Origin of the sequence: Sphingobium sp. CFD-2, assembly GCF_024611135.1 — a bacterium.
Lineage (GTDB): Bacteria > Pseudomonadota > Alphaproteobacteria > Sphingomonadales > Sphingomonadaceae > Sphingobium > Sphingobium fuliginis.
Window position 1 is genome coordinate 3587755 of the sequence record NZ_CP084405.1, and the last position, 19078, is coordinate 3606832.

The following is a 19078-nucleotide window of genomic DNA, read 5'->3' on the forward strand; positions in this document are numbered from 1 at the left end:
GGAGGCGCCACCCTGCATGCCGTCCGCAACCGACGGTGGCGCCAAGGCTATCGGAACGGGTGCATCGCGGTAATCGGTCGAGCGGACACTATCCTTTATCCCATGCGCAACCCGACCGGCGCGCCCTTCCGCCCATTGGGGCTATGCCACAGGCTCGATGGCGCCGGACGACAGGGGCTGGCGGGCGCGGAGGGGAGGCGGATTGCCTCAAAGGGGTAATCTACCGATGCACCGCCGGGCTGCGGGGCGGGCTGTGATAGCTGTCTTCAAGAACTGGATCTGTCCGCCCGCCTGAAGCGGCGGTGGGGTCGTGCGCAGCAACATATGGAAAACCGGAGGGCATAAGCGCCGTGAAAGTCGTGATCCTCTCCAGCCTGTCCTGGTCGCTGATCAATTTCCGCGGGGCGCTGATCGCCCGGATGATCGGGGAGGGGCATGAGGTCGTCGCCTGCGCCCCGGACGAGGAGCCGGAGGTGCTGGAAAGGCTGGCGCAGATGGGCGTGCGCTTCCGCCGTACGCCGATGGCGCGGGCGGGCACCAACCCGCTGCACGATGCGCGCACCTTGCTGCATTACCGGCGGCTGATGCGGGCCGAGCGGCCCGATGTGGTGGTCGCCTACACGCAGAAGCCGATCATCTATGGCGGTCTGGCGGCACGGCTGTGGAGCCGGGCGCGCTATTTCGCGATCATGAGCGGCCTTGGCTATGTGTTCAGCGAGGAGGCGGATGAGCGCCGCTGGCTGCGCGCCGTCGTGTCCCGGCTCTACCGGATCGGCGTCGCCCGGGCGCGCTGCATCTTCGTCTTCAACGGCGACGATCATCGGCTGATGCGCGAAAGCGGGATCGTTTCGCCGTCGCAGCGGGTGATGCAGGTTCCCGGTTCGGGCATCGACGTGCGCCATTTTGCCGAGCAGGCGCTGCCGGAAGGGCCCTTCACCTTCCTGATGATGGGTCGCCTGATGCGCGACAAGGGCGTGGGCGAATATGTCGATGCCGCACGGATCGTCCGGGCTCGGCGCCCCGACGTGCGTTTCCTGCTGCTGACCCGGCCGGAGACGGAAAATCCGACCGGCTACACCGCCGCCGATCTCGACCAATGGCGCGCGGCGGGGCTGATCGAATTCCTGCCGGAGACGCGTGACGTGCGGCCCTTCATCGCGTCCGCCCATGCGTTCGTGCTGCCGTCCTTCTACCGGGAGGGCCTGCCGCGCACGATATTGGAGGCGCTGGCGACCGGGCGGCCCGTCATCACCACAGACATGCCCGGCTGCCGCGAGCCGATCCGGCATGGCGTCAACGGCCTGCTCGTGCCGCCCCGCGACGGGGCCGCGCTGGCGGCCGCCATGGAAACGATGATCGCCCATCCACGGCGTGTCGCGGCCATGGCCGCCGCCGCCCGGCGGACGGCGGTCGACATCTATGATGTGGACAAGGTGAACGCCATGCTGCTGGACATCATGCAATTGCGCGGTGCGGCCAGTGCGATGCCCATGCCAGCGCCTCCGCCCGCGCTGCTGGTGCCGGAGCGCGCATGACCGCCTGTCTGCGCCCGGCGGGATTGCTGGCGGTCGGCCTTTTCGCGCTGCTTGCCCCCCTGCTGCTGATGCTGTCCCTGCTGGTGCTGCTCTGCCTGGGGCGGCCGGTGCTGTTCCGTCAGGTCCGAAGCGGCCTGGGCGGCCGGCCCTTCGCCATGATCAAGTTCCGCAGCATGCGCGACCTGCGCGACAGCGACGGGGCCTTGCTGCCCGACGCCCGGCGGGTCACGGCTGTTGGGCAGTTCCTGCGCCGCTTCCGGCTGGACGAGCTGCCCGAACTGATCAACATCGCGCGGGGGGACATGGATTTCATAGGCCCCCGGCCGCTGCTGCCCCACAGCATCGCCGCCATGGGGCGCGACGGCGTGGAGCGCGGCAGGGTGCGGCCCGGCCTGACGGGTCTGGCGCAGGTCAGCGGCAACACGTTGCTGACCATCGAGGAAAAGCTGCGCTTCGACCTCCGCTATGTGCGGCACCGCAGCGCCCGCCTCGACGCGCAGATCATCGCCCGCACGCTGCTGGTGGTGGTCGGGGGTGAAAAAAGGATCGACTGGCATGCCGACGAAGCGCGCCCTCCTCATCGGGGCAGTTGAAACCACCCGGATCGCCTTCGAAGCGATCGCCCGCCACCCGGCATGGGACATGGCCGCCATCGTCACGCTCGATCCCGCTCTGGCCGGGCGCCATTCGGATCATGTCGACCTGCGGCCGGCGGCGCGGGAACGGGGCTGCCCGGTCATCCATGTCGACAATATCAACCGGGAGGAATCGCTGTCCGCCATCCGGGACGCGGGCGCGGACATCGCCTTCGTCATGGGCTGGTCGCAGATTTGCGGGACCGCCTTTCGCGCGCTCTTTCGCGACCGGGTGATCGGCTATCATCCTGCCGCCCTGCCCCGGTTGCGCGGCCGCGCGGCCATTCCCTGGACGATATTGCAGCAGGAACCGATCACGGCGGGAACGCTGTTCTGGATCGATGCGGGGACGGACACGGGCGACATAGTCGACCAGCAATATTTCCATGTCGCGCCGGACGAAACGGCGGCGACCCTCTACGCCAAGCATATGCGGGCGCTGGCCGTCATGCTCGACCGTGCGCTGGAACGGATCGCGGCTGGGGAGATGCCACGCATGGTCCAGGACGAAAGCTGCGCCACCTGGGCCGCGCGCCGGACCCCGGCGGACGGGCTGATCGACTGGCGGCGGCCGGCCGGCGACATATTGCGCCTGATCCGCGCAACGGGCCGCCCCTATCCCGGCGCCTTCACCCGGCTTGGCGGCGCGGACCTCCGGATCTGGGCGGCGGCGCCGTCGGACATGGGCGGGCGTCACGCGGCCCTGCCCGGACAGGTCGTGGCGCGGACGGCGGACGGCTTCACCGTGCTCTGCGGTCAGGCCACCGCCCTTATCGTCACGCAATGGAGCGGCCCGGACAAGCCGCCCAAGCTTCACGCCATTTTGGGGGATTAGCCGATGTCGCTGCCGTTCAACGCCCGCCGGATCGCGGTCGTCGCGCCCCATCCCGACGATGAGATATTGGGATGCGGCGGCACCATGGCGCGGGCGGCATCCGCTGGGGCGGAGGTGCATGTCGTCGTCGTCACCCGCGGCCAGCCGCCGCTGTTCGACGAAGAGCTGGTGCGGCAGATACGCTCCGAAACCCTGCGCGCCCACGGGATGATCGGCGTGGCAGACACACGGTTCCTGGATTTCCCGGCGGCCGGGCTGGATCAGATCAGGCGAAGCGAACTCAATGCGGCGCTGTCGGAGGCGCTGTCGCGGATCGAGCCCGACCTGCTGCTGATCCCCTTCATCGGGGACATCCACCTCGATCATCAGATCGTCTTCAACGCAGCGCTGGTCCATGCCCGGCCGCGTGGGCCCGGCGGGCCGAGCTGCGTTATGGCCTATGAGACGTTATCGGAAACCAACTGGCTCGCCCCCGGCGTCACGCCCGCCTTCATTCCGAACATTTTCGTGGACATCAGCGAGACGATCGAACGAAAGATCGCCGCCTTCCAGGCGTTCCGGACGCAGGTGAAAGCCAGCCCCGACGAGCGGTCCATAGAGGCCATTCGCGCCCTCGCGACGCTACGTGGCGCAACCGTCTATCGTTCCGCCGCTGAAGCTTTTGTTCTGGTTCGACAAATTAATTAACATGTGTTACTTCGCGAGCGAATCGCTTCATTTGCGAAACGATGTGGCAACGGGCCCCTAGACCGTTTGCGATACCACCAAAGTGGTAAGTTTGACTGCCGCTGGCGCAGCATATTGCACAAGTGGTAAGAAAAATTCAGCAACTTAACAATGTGTTAACGCCTTGTCGCGCGCACCCGAAATTTCCATTGTACATTCGGGGACTCTCACGGCACAAATATGTTACTGATAAGTTGTTGAAACGAAAAGAAAGGGTCGCACTACAGGCATTTGATTACTGGTCTTCTACATTCCGTTTGGGGCCTGCTTACGGACGTAGAAGAGATCATGAGGGGACCACCCAATGTCTTACCCAGTTAATGTGCGTCTGTTGTGCGGTAATGCGATCGTTCGGGAGGGGCTTAGCCGCATCCTGATGGAACGGGATTTCCGTGTAACCCAATATCCCAACGTGGCTACGGTGCTTCAGCAAGTCGAGGTGCCGGAAGAAGATACCGAACCATCCCTGTTGCTGATCGACGACGGAACCGACGCGATGGATGTCGAGACGCTGTCGGTTCTGCAGAAACGTTTTCCCTGTTCCTACCTTGTCCTTCTATCCGACCGATTCGATTTCCAGATCATGCTGAAGGCGTTCCGGCTGGGGGCTCTGGCCTATATCGTCAAGGAAATCTCCTGCGACCGGCTGGTGGCGACGCTGCGGCTGGTGGCCATGGGTGAGCGCGTCCTTCCACCGCAACTGGCGGACGAACTGCAATCCCGGCCCAGCCTGACCGATGCCCTGGAAGTCGAACGCCCGGTGGATGCGGCCTGCCTGTCCGACAGGGAACTGGAAATCCTGCGCTGGCTCATCATGGGATGCCCGAACAAGGTCATCTCCAAGCGGATGGACATCAGCGAGGCGACGGTGAAGGTCCATGTGAAGGCCGTGCTGCGCAAGCTGCGCGTCAAGAACCGGACCCAGGCGGCGATCTGGGCGGCCAATCACGGCATGCGCGGGCGCGTGACGGAAGTCGAACCCGAACTGCCCGTCGCCATTCCCCATCCGGCGCAACTGCCGGTGCTGGAGATGGCGGGCGTCGCAAGCCGCGCCTGATCCGCGCATTCCTGAGGCATCGCGCGCCGGCGCGATGATGCAACGAAGAATCTGGAGCGTGCGACGGCGTCCGATGCGACGCCGCGCGTTCCAGGGGGATCGTCATGGCCTATGATGTGAAGGGCGTGCTGACCGCACGCGCCTTGCCGATGTTGCGCGGCCGGTTTTCGGGCTTCCTGGTCAAGGGAACCCGGGGCCGGCTGGTCGCGGTGGGGCATTTGCTGTCGGGCAATTTCCTGAACGCGCTGATCATGCTGGTCAGCGTGGCGATGGCGGCCCGGTCGCTGGGACCGGCCACCTACGGCGTCATGGTGCTGGTGCTGTCCTATAATCGCGTGGTCGAACGGATATTGCGCTTCGAATCCTGGCAGCCGCTGATCCGCTTTGCCGTGGAGGAAGAATCCAGGGGCTCGCCGCGCCGGATGCAGCGGCTTTACTGCTATGGCCTGATGCTGGACATGGGCGCAGCGGCGGTGGCGGCCTTCAGCGCGATTGGCCTGGCGTGGCTGTTCGGGCCGCTGTTCGGCCTCAAGCCCCTGCATGTGGAGCTGGTGGCGATCTATTCGGTCGCGACCCTGTTCAACATCGCGGGCGTGCCGACCGCGGCGCTGCGCCTTTCCGGCCAGTTCAAGATGCTGGCCTATGCGCAGGTCGCGGGCAATGTGCTGCGCATCCTGCTCGCCTTCCTCTGCATGGTGACGCATGCCGGCGTGATCGGCTTCATGGTCGCGTGGACGGTGTCGCAGGCCCTGGGTTCGGTGCTGGTCTTCTGGGTCGGCTTCCGCGCCCTGAGACAGATGGGGATCCCCAATCCGCTGCACGCCCGGCTGAAGGGGCTGGTGAAGGATTTTCCCGGCTTCTTCGGCTTCGCCTGTTCGACCAACCTGTCGCTCACCCTGCGCGTCATCACCACGGAAGCGGACTCGCTGTTCGTGGGCGCGGTGGCGGGCAGTTCGGCCGCGGCGGTCTATTATCTCGCCAAGCGCATCGCCAAGGTCGCGACCCAGGTCGGCGCTCAGGTGCAGGCGGTCGTCTATCCCGATGTCGCGCGGATGTGGGCGAACGGCAATATCCGCAATTTCCGGGCGGCCACGCTGCAGGTGCAGATGGCGTTGGCGGCGGTCGGCTTCGTCATGTTGGCTGGGGCCTGGCTGCTGGGACCGTTGCTCATCCGGGTCGGGCCGGGCGTGGCCTATTCGGAAACCTATATCCTGCTGCTGACGCAGTTGGTTGCGGTGATGCTGATGCTGCATGCCGCGCCTTCCCGGTCAGCGATGCTGGCGATGAACCGAAGCTGGACGGTCCTTGCGATCTCGGGCTTCGGAACGGCGCTGTTCGTGGCGGTCGCGGCCTATGCCGTACCCCGCTATGGACCGATCGGCGGGAATATCGCCCATGTCGTGCTGGGCGTGGTGACGGCCGTGTTGCTGGACGTGAGCTGGCTGCGGCGGGCGAAGCCCCGGCCGGTCGCTGCGAGCATGGGATGAGCCGGGCGGGAGGTGGCTATTTCAAGACCTTCCTTCTCCCTTGAAGGAGAAGAATAGGAAGCCTTCGCGACGAAGGAGCCTGGGTTGATTTGGAGGGAGGAAGCGGGTCTGCGGCCCGCGCGATCCGTTGGATCGCACCCCCTCACCCAGCTACGACTAAGGCAGCAAGCTGCCAAGTCTGCGCAGCCCTCTCCCTCAAGGGAGAGGGATAAAGCGGGTGTCCGCTTCCCACCCGTTCCGCTAATCCTCGCACCCGCCCTTCAACAGATGCGCGACGATCTGGGTGCGGTTGGATGCGCCGTTCACCGCCATGATCGCCCGCACATGGACCTTCACCGTGCTTTCGCTGATGTTCAGCCGCTGGGCGATGTCCTTGTTGGATGCGCCCTGCGCGAGCAGGCGCAGCACGTCGCGCTGCCGCTTCGTCAGCAGCTTGAACCTGTCCACCGCCTGGGCGATCCGCTCGGTCAGGCCGTCGACCGTGTCCGGCTGGCGCCTGTGCAAGGTGGCGGCAAGCGCGGCCGGATAGACCGCCAGCCCCTCCTTCAGCAGGAAAAGCACGCGCTGCATGCTGACGATGCCGGTGCTGGAGCGCAGCAAGGCCTGCGCCCCCGCCGCGATAGCCGCCTGCATCAGCGCTTCATTGCCATGGTCCGCGATCACCAGGATCGCCGCGGCGGGCCATAGCTGCTTCGCCTGTGCGATCTGCAGCGGCAGGGCGGCGCCTTCCAGTTCGGATTCCCCGGTCTGGAACAGGATGATGTCGGGCGGCTCGCCGGCTTCCGGCTGGTCCAGGCTGGATTGCTGCAATATCCGAACGCCCGCCGTCTCCAGCGCCACGGCAATGCAGGCCCGGCGAAGCGGGCTTCCGTCGAGGATCAGCAGATTGAGACGAAGGGCATCCTCTTCCACTATTACGCTTTCGAAACGAACAGAAGGCGAAGGCGCCTCCTGCAAAGGCGGCAGGCGGCTCATGCCGCCTTGCGCGTGAAGACGTGCCGGACGCGGTCCGTCCAGCTCTGGCGGATGGGGAAGCTGTCGGAATAATAGGCGGCCGATCCCATGTAGAACTGGACCGCGTCGCCATAGCCGCGACGGGCATGGTCCTCATAATCGACCTGGTTGAACACGGCCCCGACCACCTGGTTGTTCACCATCTGGAGCGAGGCGCGCAACTGTTCGACCGTCGTATGCCCCCAGCGCACGACCATCAGCGTCGAATCCGCCAGCGAGGAGAGAGTCCGCGCGTCGCGCACCGCCAGGATGGCCGGCGCGTTGATGACCACCAGGTCGAAGCGCTCGCGCAGATCGTCCAGCAGGCGGCCGACCTGCCAGCCCTGCACCACGGCGGCCGGATTGCGGATCTGTTCGCGGGTGCTGAGCACCACCGGCATCAGCGCGACGGGCGCCGCGCCTTCGGCGGCGTCATGGTCCACATGGCGTTCGGCCTGCGGGATCAGCCGGCGGCTTTCCTCTGCATGGGTCAGCACCTCGATCAGGTCCGGCGTGTCGGAACCGTCCTGGATCGAACGCAGGATGCTGGGGCCGGGGCGGCGCAGGTCGAGGTCGACCACGATGGCGCGGCGGCCCATGGACGCGGCGGCGGCCGCCAGCGTCAGCGCGACGCTGGACTTGCCGTCGCCCGGCAGCGGCGATGTCACCAGCACCCGCTGGCTGGTTCCCTGATGGGGCAGTTCCCCGATCTCGCTGGCCAGGTTGCGGGCCACCTCCGTGAACAGGGACTGCGGCTGGGTGGTCACCGGATTGTCCTCGATCGTGGTGCCGATCGATTCCTCCAGCTTCGGCAGCATCGCCAGCGTGCGAAGGCCGAAGAGGCGGCGAAGCTGGTCCCCGCTGCGCAGCCGGTTGTCGAACATCTCGATCCCCAGCACGATCAGGAAGGCGAGGACGGACGAGCCGACGAACGCGGCCAGCGCCATCTTCTTGGGCGCGGGCGCGACGGGCTGGAGCGGCACCGCCGCCGCCGAGACCATGGTCGAGTTGACGCCGGTGGTCTGCAATTCCGACTGCACCGTCTGGGCGCGCTGCGCCGTGGTGAGATAGGCCTGCCGCGCCACCTCCGCCCGGCGGTCGAGGATGGAGAGATCGACCAGATTGGCATTGTTGCGGAAGGCGGCGCCGGTCATGGCGTTGAGCTTCGCCTGCAACTGGCCGGCCCGGGCAGAGGCAGCGTTCGCCTCCGCCAGCGCCATCGCCCGTTCGCGCCCGGCATCGGTGTCGTTCCGGGTCTGCTGGGTCGCGACGACGGAGGCGCGCTCCTGCACCAGCGCCCTGCTCACCTGTGCGATCTGGGCCGACAGCGCCTGCATCTGCGGATGGTTGGCGCCCATCTGGACGGAGATTTCGGAGCGCTGGCGGATCAGGTCGTCATATTGCTTCTGCAGATTGTCGAGCGCGGGGGAGGTCGCGCCCGCCACCGTCCGCATGCTGGCGGCGCGGCTGACGCCGGCGGCCTGCGCCTGCATCGCGCTGCTCATCGCGGCGGTGGACGCCGCCTCCACGGCGATGCGGTTCATCTGCTGATAGTCCTCCGCGCTGCCAGCGCCCATCGGCATCAGGTGCTGGCGGCGGAAATCGGCAACGGCGCGCTCGGCCAGCTCTACCTCATGGGCGAGGCGCCTGGTTTCCTTGTCGAGCGCGGTGCTGAGACCGTTGCGCCATGTCTGGCGGCGCTGGGAGCGCATCTTCTGCAGGCTGTCGACGAAGCGGTTGGCGATGCGCGCGGCCAGTTCCGCCTTGCGCGACTGGACTGTGATGTCGATGAAGTCGGAATCGGTCGAACTGACTACGCGGGTGGTCTTGGTAAGCTGCACGGCCGCCTGCTGCACCGTCATCTGCACGCCATGGGTGAAGGCCTGGTTGCGATTGAGGTTGAGGTCGCGCACCACCTGCTCCGCCAGCGCCTGCGACCGGTACATGCGCGCCTCATTGGCGACGCGCTGCTGGTTGCGGGTCGCGTCGGCCTGGTTGGAACCGGTGGAATCGTTGAGCTCCACCTGCACGGTCGCCGTCGCTTCATAGCGATTGGGCAGTTGCAACTGGACGATCAGCACCACCACGACGCAGGCGATGACGATGCTGGCCACCAGCTTCATGTGGCGGTGGAGCAGAAACCAGATCTGCCGCGCGGACATCTGCTGCAACTCGAAGGACAGGTCGCGCGGCTTTTCCGCGCCGCCGCCCGGCGCGGCGCCATCGATCAGAGTGAGTTGTGCAGACGCCATGATAGTCTCCCGGTCGCATCGGCGCGCGGACGCGCCCGCCGTCAGGGCCGTCCCAATGCAGCGATAGTGCGGGTTGCGGCGGAAGAGCGCAAAAGCGCATCGGGGACCGGCGATGCGCATAGGTGCTAAACCCTTCGGATCAAGGCGGGGGCCCATGCCCTGTCCTGACCGAAAACCCATCGATGGCGTCTCGAACCCGCCAGCAATGGGTCCAGAGCCTACACATTTCTGATGCGTGTCTGACTATTCCGGATCGCCCCATTCCGCGCCATTGTGCGAAAGTTGATCGAGGATAAGAACGCTCCGCACGAGGGGACCGGCCATGATCGCGGAGCTGGCATATCAGGAACTGGAACCGGGATCGCTCGCCCGGCTGTTCGGGGCTGGCCATGCCGCGGTGCTGGTGCGTTGTCCGGAAATCGTGGCCGAGCTGTGGCGCGGTCTGCTGGAGGACAGGGCGGAGCAGATGCCCTGGGAAGCGCCGCTGGTCGACATCGCCCGCAACTATCATGGCAGCGGCGACATCACCGCCAGCCTGGGCGACCTCTTCTACTTCCAGCCCGGACGCCATGGCTATATCGCCCGGAAAATGGCCCTGTCACGCGGGGCGGGGGAGGATCATGCCACCGTGCGTCCTGCCTATTTCGTGCAGGGTGGGCAGCATTATACGCCCGGTCAGGCGCTGTTGGATCGGTGCTGGGCCATCGGCTGGCGGTTGATGGCGGCGCTCGCGCCGGAGGGGAGGCCGCCTGGCGATTTCCATGTCGTGGTGCAAAGGCTGAAATATCAGGAAAGCGCGGGCGATTTCGAGCGGCTGGGCGCGCTGGCGCGCAATTCCATGGGGCGCTGGGGCCGTGCGGGCTGCGCGCTGGATGAAAGGCGGTGGCAGGCGGCGGGGGTGCTCAGCCCGCGCGGCCTGTCCGACCTCTATGGCCTGTTGGCCGATGTGCCGGTCCTTGGGCGGTTGTTGCAGGGCATCAACCGCCTGTTGCTGCGCCGCGACCGTAGCAGGGACATCGCGCCGGGCCAGAAGCTGATCGAGGGCGCGCATTTCGACTATCGCTATTTTTCCGCCCTGTGCGGCGAACGGACGCAGATGCTGACGCAGGTCTTTGCCGGCGGGCGATGGATAGACCTGCCGATCGACCGCACGACGCTGGCCGTCTTCCCCGGCAGCATGGCGACGCAGGCCTATGGCATGCAGCACGTGCTGCACCGCGTGCTGCATGTGGAGAAACCCGGCCAGACCGGCGGCGATCCGCGGACGGACAATGTGACGCTGCTGATCGGGTCGGCTTAAGCGGAGACAGTAAAAAAAGGGGACAGGGATTTTCACCTTTGGGTGAGTGCCTTCGCGGGAGCATGTCGCGTTTCAACGGGCAAAACCGATTGAATCCCGCCTTGCCTATAATTCCGGCAGGGGCTGCGGCCCGACAGGCCGCGCATAGATCAGCCGCGCCGCTTCCGGCCTTGCCTTGCGGGGGACATAGATCGTCGCCAGCGCCACCATCACCGGCATCACCCACATGCGCGAATACATGTGCGGGTAGGACAGGGTGTAGATCAGGAACACCAGCACCACCGCCACCGCCATTGCGCCTTTGTCGCGGCTGGTGCGCAGTCCGTTCGCCGCCAGCAGGGCGATCAGCCCCAGCAGGAGGATCAGCCCGCAAAAGGCGATCGCCCCGCCCTCGTTCCAGATCAGCAGGAACAGGTTATGCACCGGATTGTCATAGGCGCTGAGTTCGCGATAGCGGTCCACGCCCATGCCGATGACGGTATAGTCCTCGGCAAAGCCCCAGGCTTCCTCCATGAGCTGCGACCTGTTGAGGAATGTCCCCGCCTGGTTGATGTCGCCGCTTTCCACGGCATTGCCGACGCGCTCCTGGAAAGCCTTGGGCAGCGGGGCGCCGCTGGCGAAGAACAGCCCGGCCGCCACCGCCACCGCCAGCCCCAGGCGGAAGATGTAGCGCACGCCCATCAGCAGCAATGTGGTGAAGATCGCCAGCAGCGAGGCAGAAAATCCGGTGAAGGACGCGCTCAGCATCAGGCCCCAGAGCAGCAGGATCAGGCAGGCGACTCCGGCAACGCCGCCGATCAGCCGATGGCGCATCGAATAGAGCAGCATCGGCAGCGAGAAGGCGACCACCGCGCCGTTGGGATTGGGCTGGCCCGCCATGGACCCCAGGCGCCCATTGCCGGTGATGAAGCCGTCGCCCAGCCAGTGCAGCGTGTCGTGATAGGTCAGGAAGGCGCTGGCGGCGATGCCGACCGCTTCGGAACAGGCGATGCCCAGCATGAAGATCAGCGGCGCCTTGCGGATCGTGCCTTCCTCCTGCTGCATCAGCAGGATCGGGATGCAGAGGAAGGCGACGGTATATTGCAGGGCGATGTTCACCCAGCGCAGCGGATCGCCGTTGATGATCGATCCGATGAACAGCCCGCCCAGCATCATCACCAGCCCCGCAAGCCAGAAGGGCGTGAGCGAGCGGAAGGGCGTGACGCTCAGCCGCCCGCGCAACGCGGAGATGGAGAAGCTGATGAGGAAGAAGAGGTCGGAAAAGGTGAGATTGATCTGGCCGACGCGCAGCAGGCCCCAACCGCTGAGGAAGATCGCCGTCATCAGGCACCAGCGCGCGATCCTGTCCCAGATTTCCTCATGCGCCGCGAAAATATCCGTCGCGGCGGCGGATGCTGAACCATGGGAGGCGGGGCTGGCGAGAGTCGTCACGGTGGCATAGGCTGGGCCTGGCGACTGCTCCGCGCAAACGCCCTTCGGGGCAGGGCATCGGGCGATTCCAGCCAGCCCGCCTTATCCGAATTTGCCGGAGGATCAGCCTTGTGATCCGTTGAAATGGCCTTGGGACTGACGGGATAACGGCAGCCCGAGCGCCGCCGGACCGGCAGGCGTCTCGTGCGACGAGGACAAGCCTGGTGACGGATGCGATCCTGCCCCTGCGCGACAGCGAACCGCCGGCGACGGTGGAGCAGACCGTCGATCCTTCGCCGCGCGCCGCGCGGCAGGGAACGGTCAAGCTGATCTATGTGGCCGGTTACGGGCGGAGCGGGACTACCCTGCTCGACATAGCGCTGGGCGAGCATCCGGCGATCATGGGCGCGGGTGAGGTGACGACGCTGGCGCGGCATGTCTGGGACCGGGGTGAATATTGCGCCTGCGGAGCGCGGGTGCGGGACTGTCCGCAATGGCGCGCCATCGTCACGGGCTGGACGCGGGGCGAGCCGGATGGGTTTCTGGCCCGTTACCGCCGCGCACAGGAGCGGACGGAGGCGCTGCTGGCCCCGGCGCGGCTGCTGCGGCTGCCGGGATGGCGGGACCATGTTCGCCGGACCGTGAAATTGCTGCGGGGCATGGCGCTGGTGTCGGGGCGGCCGATACTGGTCGATTCCTCGAAGCTGCCCGGCCGGGCCTTTGCGCTGGCCGCCATGCCGGGCATCGACCTGCATGTCGTGCACGTGGTGCGCGACGGGCGCGGCGTCGCCTGGTCGCTGATGAAGGGGCATGGCCGCAGCGTCGAGAAGGGGGTGCAGCGCGAATTGCGGCCCAAGCCCCTGCTTTACACCGCCCTGCGCTGGTCGATGGTGAACATCGCCGCGGAGATGCTGTGCCGCCGGGTCGGGCCGGGGCGCAGCATCCGGGTGCGATATGAGGATTTTGTCGACGATCCACGCGGCATTATCGGGCGGATCGTCGCGCTGGTGGGGGAAATGCCACATCTGCCCGCCACCGGCCTCACCCCCTTCGCGCCGCAGCACCAGGTCGCGGGCAGCCGCCATCGCATGCAGAAATCGCTCAGCATCAAGGGCGACGACAAGTGGAAGCGCGAAATGCCGGGGTGGAAGCAGCGGCTTTTCACCCTGTTGTGCGCGCCCTTGCTGCGACGTTACGGCTATGCGCTGCGCAGCGGGGACGAATCATGAGGCGGCGGCTGGTCGGCATGCTGCTGCCCATTGTGATGGCGGGCTGTTCGGGCGCGGGCAGCGAATCGCGGGCGCAGCCGGTGAGGGGCGAACCCGCCTTTCCCGGAGCGGTCGGCTATGGCGCGGCGGCCAGGGGCGGGCGCGGCGGGCAGGTCATCGCCGTCGATACGCTGGCCGACGGCGGTCCGGGCTCCCTGCGCGCCTGCATCGAAGCCACGGGCCCGCGCGTCTGCATATTCCGGGTGAGCGGCACGATCCGCTTCACCACGCGCCCGCCGGTGATAACCAACCCCTATCTCTCCATAGCGGGGCAGACGGCGCCTGGCGGCGGCATCGTCATCGCCCATGCGGGCGGCGCGGAAGGGCGCACGCCGATCCTGATCAAGAACACGCACGACATCGTCATCCGCCATATCCGCGTCCGCAACGACCGCACCGGCGCCCATCGCGGGTCGGAAGACAGTTTCACCATAGAGAACAGCCGTCAGGTCATCATCGACCATGTGAGCGCAAGCTGGGCGCGGGACGAGCTGATCAACGGCTATGGCGACAATGACTGGATCACGATCAGCAACTCGATCTTCGCGGAGGGGATACCGCGGCACGACAAATGCGCGCTGCTGGCGAGCGATCCCAGGGGGCCGCAGCATTTAAGCTTCATCGGCAATATCTGCGCCCATAATGGCGACCGCAATCCGGACCTCAATTTCCCCCCCGGCTCCTGCGCGGAGGTGATCAACAACATCCTCTATAACGGCCAGTCGGAATTTGCGGAGATATGGGAAAGCTTCGGCGGCGTGCCCGTCTCGCTGATCGGCAACAGCTTCGTCGCGGGGCGGAACACCCGGCCCGACACGATCGGCGTGGCGCGCAACGTCATGGGGTCGAAGGGGACGGCGAAGGTCTATCTGGCCGACAATCGTTTTGACGGCGATTTCGTCCATCTCTCTCCCCTGCTGAAGGCGGCGGAGGTGGACCGGCCGCCCTGCCCGCCGACCATCGCCGCCGAACCGGCCGACGCGGCCTACAAGGCGGTGCTGAGCGACGCCGGCGCCTTCCCCCGCGACCCGTTCGACCGGCGGATCGTCAAGCAGGTGCGCGAGCGCAAGGGGCATATCGTGAAGCAGCCCGGCCTGATCGACGATCCGGAACCGGGGACGCCCTATGCCGACGCGGACGGAGACGGCATGGACGACCGGTGGGAGGCGGAGCATGGCGCCGATCCGCGCAAGGCCGATCCATGGGCCGATGGCGACGGAGACGGGCTGGCCAATCTCGACCAGTTTCTGGACCAGCGGGCGCGCGACCTGATGGACGGGGTGACGCCATGAATGCGCCCTTGCCTCGCCTGACGCCTGCGGATGCCGCGCCGGACGAGCGCCTGCGCATCTGCTTCCCCTTTTCCGGGGACAGCATCGGCGGCAGCCATATTTCGGTGCGGGGGCTGATCGGGCATCTCGACCCGGCGCTCTACCGTCCGCTGGTGGTGACGGAGGTGCCCGGCGGCATGATCGCCAATTTCTTCGCCGGGCATGAGCAGATGGACGACCCCGCCGCCCACGGGCTCTTCGTGCCGGGCGAGGCCTTCACCCTGCGGAAATTCGGACGGACGCTGGGCGGCGTTTTGCCGCGTGCCCGGTTCCTGCGGCGCAACCGGATCGACATCGTCCATGTCAATGACGGGCGGAGCAGCGCCAACTGGGCGTTGCCGGCGCGGCTGGCCGGGGCGAAGCTGATCTGGCACCATCGCGGCGATCCCGGCGCGATGGGCCTGCGCCTGCTCGCACCCGCGCTGGCGCATCGGGTGCTGGCGGTTTCGTCCTTCGCTTTGCCGCCCGCCGGCATCTGGTCGGCGCGAAACCGGGCCTCGGTGATCCACAGTCCCTTCGACACGACGCTGGAGGTGGACCGGACCAGAGCGCGGGAGGCGCTGATCCGCGAACTGGGCGTATCGCCCGATACGTTGCTGCTGGGCTATTTCGGCGCTTTCGTGCCGAGGAAGCGGCCTCTGCTGTTCGTCGACATGATCGCCCGGCTGACGGACGCGACGGGAGGGCCGGTCATGGGTCTGATGTTCGGGGAGGCGCGCGTGCCCGCCATGGACATCGCCCTGCGCAGGCGGATCGTGGAAAAGGGCGTGGAGGATCGGGTGAAGCTAATGGGCTATCGCACGCCCGGCCCCTTCTGGATCGCCGCCTGCGACCGGCTGGTCGTGCCCGCCGTGGGCGAGCCGTTCGGGCGGACATTGGTGGAGGCGATGCTGGTCGGCACGCCCATCCTCGCCGCCCGGTCCGGCGGCAATGTCGAGGCGCTGGAGGGCGGCATCGGCCTGCTGGTCGAGCCGGACGACGCCGGGGCGCTGGCCCGGGCCTGCGCCGATCCGGGCGACGTCCGCGCCATGGCCCTGCGCGCCCGTGCCGATGCCCGCGCCCGCTTCAGCGAGGCCGCGCATTGCGCCAAGGTCTGCGCCATCTACGAAGCGTTGCGGCCATGATGGGCGTGGTAAAGCGGCATTTCCTCTGGGCGGCGCTGTTCAGTGCGCTCGCCAATCTGCTGTTCCTCGCGCCGACGCTCTACATGCTGCAAATCTATGACCGGGTCGTGCCGACGCGGGGCGGGACCACGCTCGCCTTCCTGACGGTGGCGCTGCTGCTGGCCTATGCCACCCTCTCCCTGCTGGAATATATCCGCTCGCGCATATTGGTGCGGGCGAGCATCGGGCTGGACCGGCGGCTGGCGCGGACGCTGATCGCCGCCACGCTGCGCCAGCAGGCGGGGGAGGGGATCGGGCGCAGGAGCCGCCAGCCGATCCGCGAATGCGACCAACTCCGCCAGACGCTGACCGGTCCGGCCATGTTCGCGCTGTTCGACGCGCCGTGGACGCCGATCTACATCCTCGTCTGCGCGCTGATCCACCCGCTGATCGGGCTGATGGCGCTGGCAGGCAGCCTGACGCTGGTCGCCATCGCCTGGGCCAGCGACCGGGCGACGCGCCGGCCCCTTTTGCAGGCCAATGCCGCCGCGAACCTGTCCTACAGCAGCCAGGAACAGACGATGCAGGGCGCCGAAGCGGTGCGGGCGCTGGGCATGCAGGGCGCGATGGTCCGACGGCACCTTGCCGAAAGGGAGGACATGCTCGGCTGGCAGGCGGAGGCCAGCTTCGCCGCTGGCAGCCGCATGGCGGTGAGCCGCTTCCTGCGCAACATGCTGCAATCCGGCGCGCTGGGACTGGGGGCGTTGCTGGCGATAGACGGGCAGATTTCCGGCGGCGCGATCTTCGCCTCCTCCTTCCTGCTGGGGCGGGCGGTGGCGCCGGTCGACCAGCTTGTGGGAAGCTGGCGCAGCTTCGTCGCGGCGCGGGCCTCCCATGGGGAGGTCATGGCCTGGCTCGACGGCGCGGCGGACGACATGCCCCAGACCAGCCTGCCTCGCCCGAAAGGCCAGGTGGATGTGGAGCGCGTGACCATCGAGGATCCGCATTCCCAACGGCTGATCCTCAACAACCTCTCCTTCGCGGTCGGACCGGGGGAGATGGTCGCGGTGATCGGCGCGAGCGGCGCGGGCAAGTCCACGCTGGCGCGGCTGGTGGCGGGCGCCATCGCCTGCGACCGGGGCGAAATCCGCATCGACGGGGCGGAACGGTCGCAATGGTACGGCGATGCGCTGGCGGTGCATGTCGGCTATATGCCGCAGCAACTTTCCCTCTTCGCCGGCTCGATCCGCGACAATATCGCCCGCTTTGCCGATCCGGACGCCGACGCGCGGATAGACGCCGACGTCATTGCGGCGGCACAGGCGTGCGGCGTGCATGAGATGATCCTGCGCCTGCCGCAGGGCTATGACACCATGCTGGGCTGGGGCGGCATGGGGCTGTCCATGGGCCAGACGCAGCGGATCGCGCTGGCCCGCGCCCTGTTCCGCGACCCGGCGGTGCTGATCCTGGACGAACCCAATGCGCATCTCGATTCCGATGGGGAGGCGCAACTGATCGCGGCATTGGCCAGGGCCAAGGCGCGCGGGGCGGCGATCATGGTGACGGCGCACCGGACCGGCCTGCTGGGACCGGCGGACCGCATACTCGTGCTGGACAATGGCCGCATGCGGATGAGCGGGCCACGCGATCAGGTGCTGGGCGCGCTGACCCGTCCCCGTCCCGCGCCTGTGGCGGGAGCGGCCTGATGCTGATGCGGACCACACGGCCTTTGCTGTTGCCGCCGCCCGGCCCGCCGCCGCCGGTGGCGGTCGACCCCAGGCCGGAGGTGCGCGGCGGCCTGCTGGTGGCGGCGGCGTTTTTCCTGCTGTTCCTCGGCTGGGCGGCCTTTGCCCGACTGGACGCGGCGGCGCTGGCGCCGGGCCGGACGACCGTGGCCGGCCAAAGGCAGAGCGTGCAGCATCGCGACGGCGGCATCGTTGCGGCGATCCTGGTGAAGGAGGGGCAGCGCGTCCGGCAGGGCGAAGTTCTGATCCGGCTGGCCGCGCCTGCCGTGGCCGCGCAGGAACGGGTGCTGGCGTCTCAGGCGATCTGGCTGATCGCCCAGCGCGCCCGTTTGCGCGCCGAACAGGCCGGGGCGGGGATGGAGACGCCGGTGGAGTTCCGCACGCTGACCGGGGACGACCGCGCCGATGCGCAGGCGGCGATGCGCGCGCAGCAGGCGCAGATGGCGGCGCGGTCGGCGCTGCTCGGGACGCAACAGGGCGTGGCGATGCATGAGGGGAGCCAGGCCGGGTCTCAGGCCGTGGGCTATCGCGAGCAGGTCGCCTCCGTGATCGAGCAGGAGCGGCTCATCACCGACGAACTGGAGAGCCTGCGCACCGTGGCGGAGAAGGGCTTCGTCAGCAAGACGCGCATCCGCGCGCTGGAGCGGGCCAGGGCGGACCTGATCGGCCAGCGCGGTCGCCTGAGCGCGGCGCGCGACAGTGCGGCCAATATGGTGGGCGAAGCGCGGCTGAAGGCGCTGGAGGCGAAGCAGAATCTGCAGGAAAAGGTGACCTCCGACCTGCGCGATACCGAAGCGCTGCTGGGCGACGTGCTGCCCAAATGGAGCGCGGCGCGGGACGAACTCGCCCGGACGCAGGTGCGCGCGCCGGTGAGCGGGACGGTGGTGGGCCTCAGCGTGCATACGGTGGGCGGGGTGATCGCGGCGGGACAGACGCTGATGGACATCGTGCCGCGCGATTCCGCCGTCGTGATCGAGGCGCGCTTCTCCCCCGCCGATGTGGACGATCTGGCGGTGGGGCAGAAGGCGGAGATACGCTTCGCCGGCTTTCCGGGGCGCAGCCTGCCGATCATAGAGGGCAAGGTGACGCGCATATCGGCGGACAGCTTCGTCGAGGAGAAGACGGGCATCGCCTATTTCGCGGGAGAAGTGACCATCGCGCCCGATCAGATCGCGCTGATCCGGCAATATCGGGAAGGCGATTTCGCGATGAAGCCGGGCATGCCTGTGGAGGTGGTCGTGCCGCTGCGGCGGCGGACGGCGCTGCAATATATGATCGATCCCCTTGCCGATACGATGTGGCGCTCCTTCCGCGAGCAGTAGACGTTGTTCCTACACCCATAGGCGCACTCCCGAAGGTGTAGGCGCTATCCCTAAGACCCCACCGCTTCCGCCCGATTTG

15 protein-coding genes are annotated in these 19078 nt (G+C 67.3%); 12 read left to right on the forward strand and 3 right to left on the reverse strand.

Going from position 1 to position 19078, the window contains the following annotated elements; all coding sequences use genetic code 11:
* Window positions 1–350 precede the first annotated feature (350 nt).
* From LDB29_RS17825 to LDB29_RS17850, 6 genes are all read left to right on the forward strand, one after another.
* On the forward strand, window positions 351–1535 hold the full coding sequence (locus tag LDB29_RS17825) for a glycosyltransferase family 4 protein (protein WP_257555120.1): 1185 nt from the start codon (window positions 351–353) through the stop codon (window positions 1533–1535).
* Window positions 1532–2128, forward strand: a complete 597-nt coding sequence (locus tag LDB29_RS17830; protein WP_061934914.1) for a sugar transferase — start codon at window positions 1532–1534, stop codon at window positions 2126–2128. The genes LDB29_RS17825 and LDB29_RS17830 overlap by 4 nt, the downstream gene beginning before the upstream one ends.
* Window positions 2091–3005 carry a formyltransferase family protein gene (locus LDB29_RS17835; protein ID WP_048577224.1) on the forward strand — a complete coding sequence of 305 codons (915 nt, stop codon included), beginning with the start codon at window positions 2091–2093 and terminating at the stop codon, window positions 3003–3005. Before LDB29_RS17830 ends, LDB29_RS17835 begins: the two co-directional genes overlap by 38 nt.
* Before the next feature lie 3 nt (window positions 3006–3008).
* A complete protein-coding gene (locus tag LDB29_RS17840) occupies window positions 3009–3692 on the forward strand; it encodes a PIG-L deacetylase family protein (protein ID WP_061934912.1) in 684 nt (227 codons plus the stop codon).
* A gap of 343 nt (window positions 3693–4035) precedes the next feature.
* The gene (locus LDB29_RS17845) at window positions 4036–4788 is read left to right on the forward strand and encodes a response regulator transcription factor (RefSeq protein ID WP_025550792.1); all 753 of its coding nucleotides are present in this window, start codon (window positions 4036–4038) and stop codon (window positions 4786–4788) included.
* Between the two features lie 104 nt (window positions 4789–4892).
* Complete coding sequence (locus LDB29_RS17850; RefSeq protein ID WP_099185419.1) at window positions 4893–6275, forward strand: lipopolysaccharide biosynthesis protein; 1383 nt, start codon at window positions 4893–4895, stop codon at window positions 6273–6275.
* 240 nt (window positions 6276–6515) lie between these two features.
* Here LDB29_RS17850 and LDB29_RS17855 read toward each other — a convergent pair whose 3' ends face one another.
* Both LDB29_RS17855 and LDB29_RS17860 read right to left on the reverse strand, forming a co-directional pair.
* On the reverse strand, window positions 6516–7250 hold the full coding sequence (locus LDB29_RS17855; protein WP_257555122.1) for a response regulator transcription factor: 735 nt from the start codon (window positions 7248–7250) through the stop codon (window positions 6516–6518).
* Window positions 7247–9520 (reverse strand): Wzz/FepE/Etk N-terminal domain-containing protein, encoded by a 2274-nt coding sequence (locus LDB29_RS17860; RefSeq protein WP_025550571.1) that lies wholly within the window; start codon window positions 9518–9520, stop codon window positions 7247–7249. Before LDB29_RS17860 ends, LDB29_RS17855 begins: the two co-directional genes overlap by 4 nt.
* A 322-nt stretch (window positions 9521–9842) precedes the next feature.
* Between LDB29_RS17860 and LDB29_RS17865 the strand changes: the two genes are divergently transcribed.
* On the forward strand, window positions 9843–10820 hold the full coding sequence (locus LDB29_RS17865; RefSeq protein ID WP_257555123.1) for a 2OG-Fe(II) oxygenase family protein: 978 nt from the start codon (window positions 9843–9845) through the stop codon (window positions 10818–10820).
* Between the two features lie 105 nt (window positions 10821–10925).
* On the opposite strand, the gene LDB29_RS17870 is transcribed toward LDB29_RS17865, so the two are convergent.
* Window positions 10926–12251 (reverse strand): O-antigen ligase, encoded by a 1326-nt coding sequence (locus LDB29_RS17870; protein WP_257555124.1) that lies wholly within the window; start codon window positions 12249–12251, stop codon window positions 10926–10928.
* A gap of 203 nt (window positions 12252–12454) precedes the next feature.
* Between LDB29_RS17870 and LDB29_RS17875 the strand changes: the two genes are divergently transcribed.
* Genes LDB29_RS17875 through LDB29_RS17895 form a run of 5 tightly spaced genes read left to right on the forward strand, consistent with a single transcriptional unit; the run spans window position 12455 to window position 18999 of the window.
* Entirely contained in the window at window positions 12455–13459 is a 1005-nt protein-coding gene (locus LDB29_RS17875; RefSeq protein WP_257555126.1) for a sulfotransferase, read from the forward strand.
* Window positions 13456–14790 carry a polysaccharide lyase family 1 protein gene (locus LDB29_RS17880; protein WP_257555128.1) on the forward strand — a complete coding sequence of 445 codons (1335 nt, stop codon included), beginning with the start codon at window positions 13456–13458 and terminating at the stop codon, window positions 14788–14790. The genes LDB29_RS17875 and LDB29_RS17880 overlap by 4 nt, the downstream gene beginning before the upstream one ends.
* Entirely contained in the window at window positions 14787–15953 is a 1167-nt protein-coding gene (locus LDB29_RS17885) for a glycosyltransferase family 4 protein (protein ID WP_257555130.1), read from the forward strand. Before LDB29_RS17880 ends, LDB29_RS17885 begins: the two co-directional genes overlap by 4 nt.
* Window positions 15950–17638 carry a type I secretion system permease/ATPase gene (locus LDB29_RS17890; protein ID WP_257555132.1) on the forward strand — a complete coding sequence of 563 codons (1689 nt, stop codon included), beginning with the start codon at window positions 15950–15952 and terminating at the stop codon, window positions 17636–17638. The genes LDB29_RS17885 and LDB29_RS17890 overlap by 4 nt, the downstream gene beginning before the upstream one ends.
* Window positions 17638–18999, forward strand: coding sequence for an HlyD family type I secretion periplasmic adaptor subunit (locus tag LDB29_RS17895; RefSeq protein ID WP_257555133.1), 1362 nt, complete (start codon window positions 17638–17640; stop codon window positions 18997–18999). The genes LDB29_RS17890 and LDB29_RS17895 overlap by 1 nt, the downstream gene beginning before the upstream one ends.
* The last annotated feature ends 79 nt before the right edge of the window (window positions 19000–19078 follow it).

What these genes read in the sequence shown, in the direction of transcription:
- LDB29_RS17830 (WP_061934914.1), top strand. Translation starts at nt 1,532, where the DNA reads ATGACCGCCTGTCTGCGCCCGGCGGGATTGCTGGCGGTCGGCCTTTTC.
- LDB29_RS17835 (WP_048577224.1), top strand. Translation starts at nt 2,091, where the DNA reads ATGCCGACGAAGCGCGCCCTCCTCATCGGGGCAGTTGAAACCACCCGG.
- LDB29_RS17840 (WP_061934912.1), top strand. Translation starts at nt 3,009, where the DNA reads ATGTCGCTGCCGTTCAACGCCCGCCGGATCGCGGTCGTCGCGCCCCAT.
- LDB29_RS17845 (WP_025550792.1), top strand. Translation starts at nt 4,036, where the DNA reads ATGTCTTACCCAGTTAATGTGCGTCTGTTGTGCGGTAATGCGATCGTT.
- LDB29_RS17850 (WP_099185419.1), top strand. Translation starts at nt 4,893, where the DNA reads ATGGCCTATGATGTGAAGGGCGTGCTGACCGCACGCGCCTTGCCGATG.
- LDB29_RS17855 (WP_257555122.1), bottom strand. Translation starts at nt 7,250, where the DNA reads ATGAGCCGCCTGCCGCCTTTGCAGGAGGCGCCTTCGCCTTCTGTTCGT.
- LDB29_RS17860 (WP_025550571.1), bottom strand. Translation starts at nt 9,520, where the DNA reads ATGGCGTCTGCACAACTCACTCTGATCGATGGCGCCGCGCCGGGCGGC.
- LDB29_RS17865 (WP_257555123.1), top strand. Translation starts at nt 9,843, where the DNA reads ATGATCGCGGAGCTGGCATATCAGGAACTGGAACCGGGATCGCTCGCC.
- LDB29_RS17880 (WP_257555128.1), top strand. Translation starts at nt 13,456, where the DNA reads ATGAGGCGGCGGCTGGTCGGCATGCTGCTGCCCATTGTGATGGCGGGC.
- LDB29_RS17885 (WP_257555130.1), top strand. Translation starts at nt 14,787, where the DNA reads ATGAATGCGCCCTTGCCTCGCCTGACGCCTGCGGATGCCGCGCCGGAC.
- LDB29_RS17890 (WP_257555132.1), top strand. Translation starts at nt 15,950, where the DNA reads ATGATGGGCGTGGTAAAGCGGCATTTCCTCTGGGCGGCGCTGTTCAGT.
- LDB29_RS17895 (WP_257555133.1), top strand. Translation starts at nt 17,638, where the DNA reads ATGCTGATGCGGACCACACGGCCTTTGCTGTTGCCGCCGCCCGGCCCG.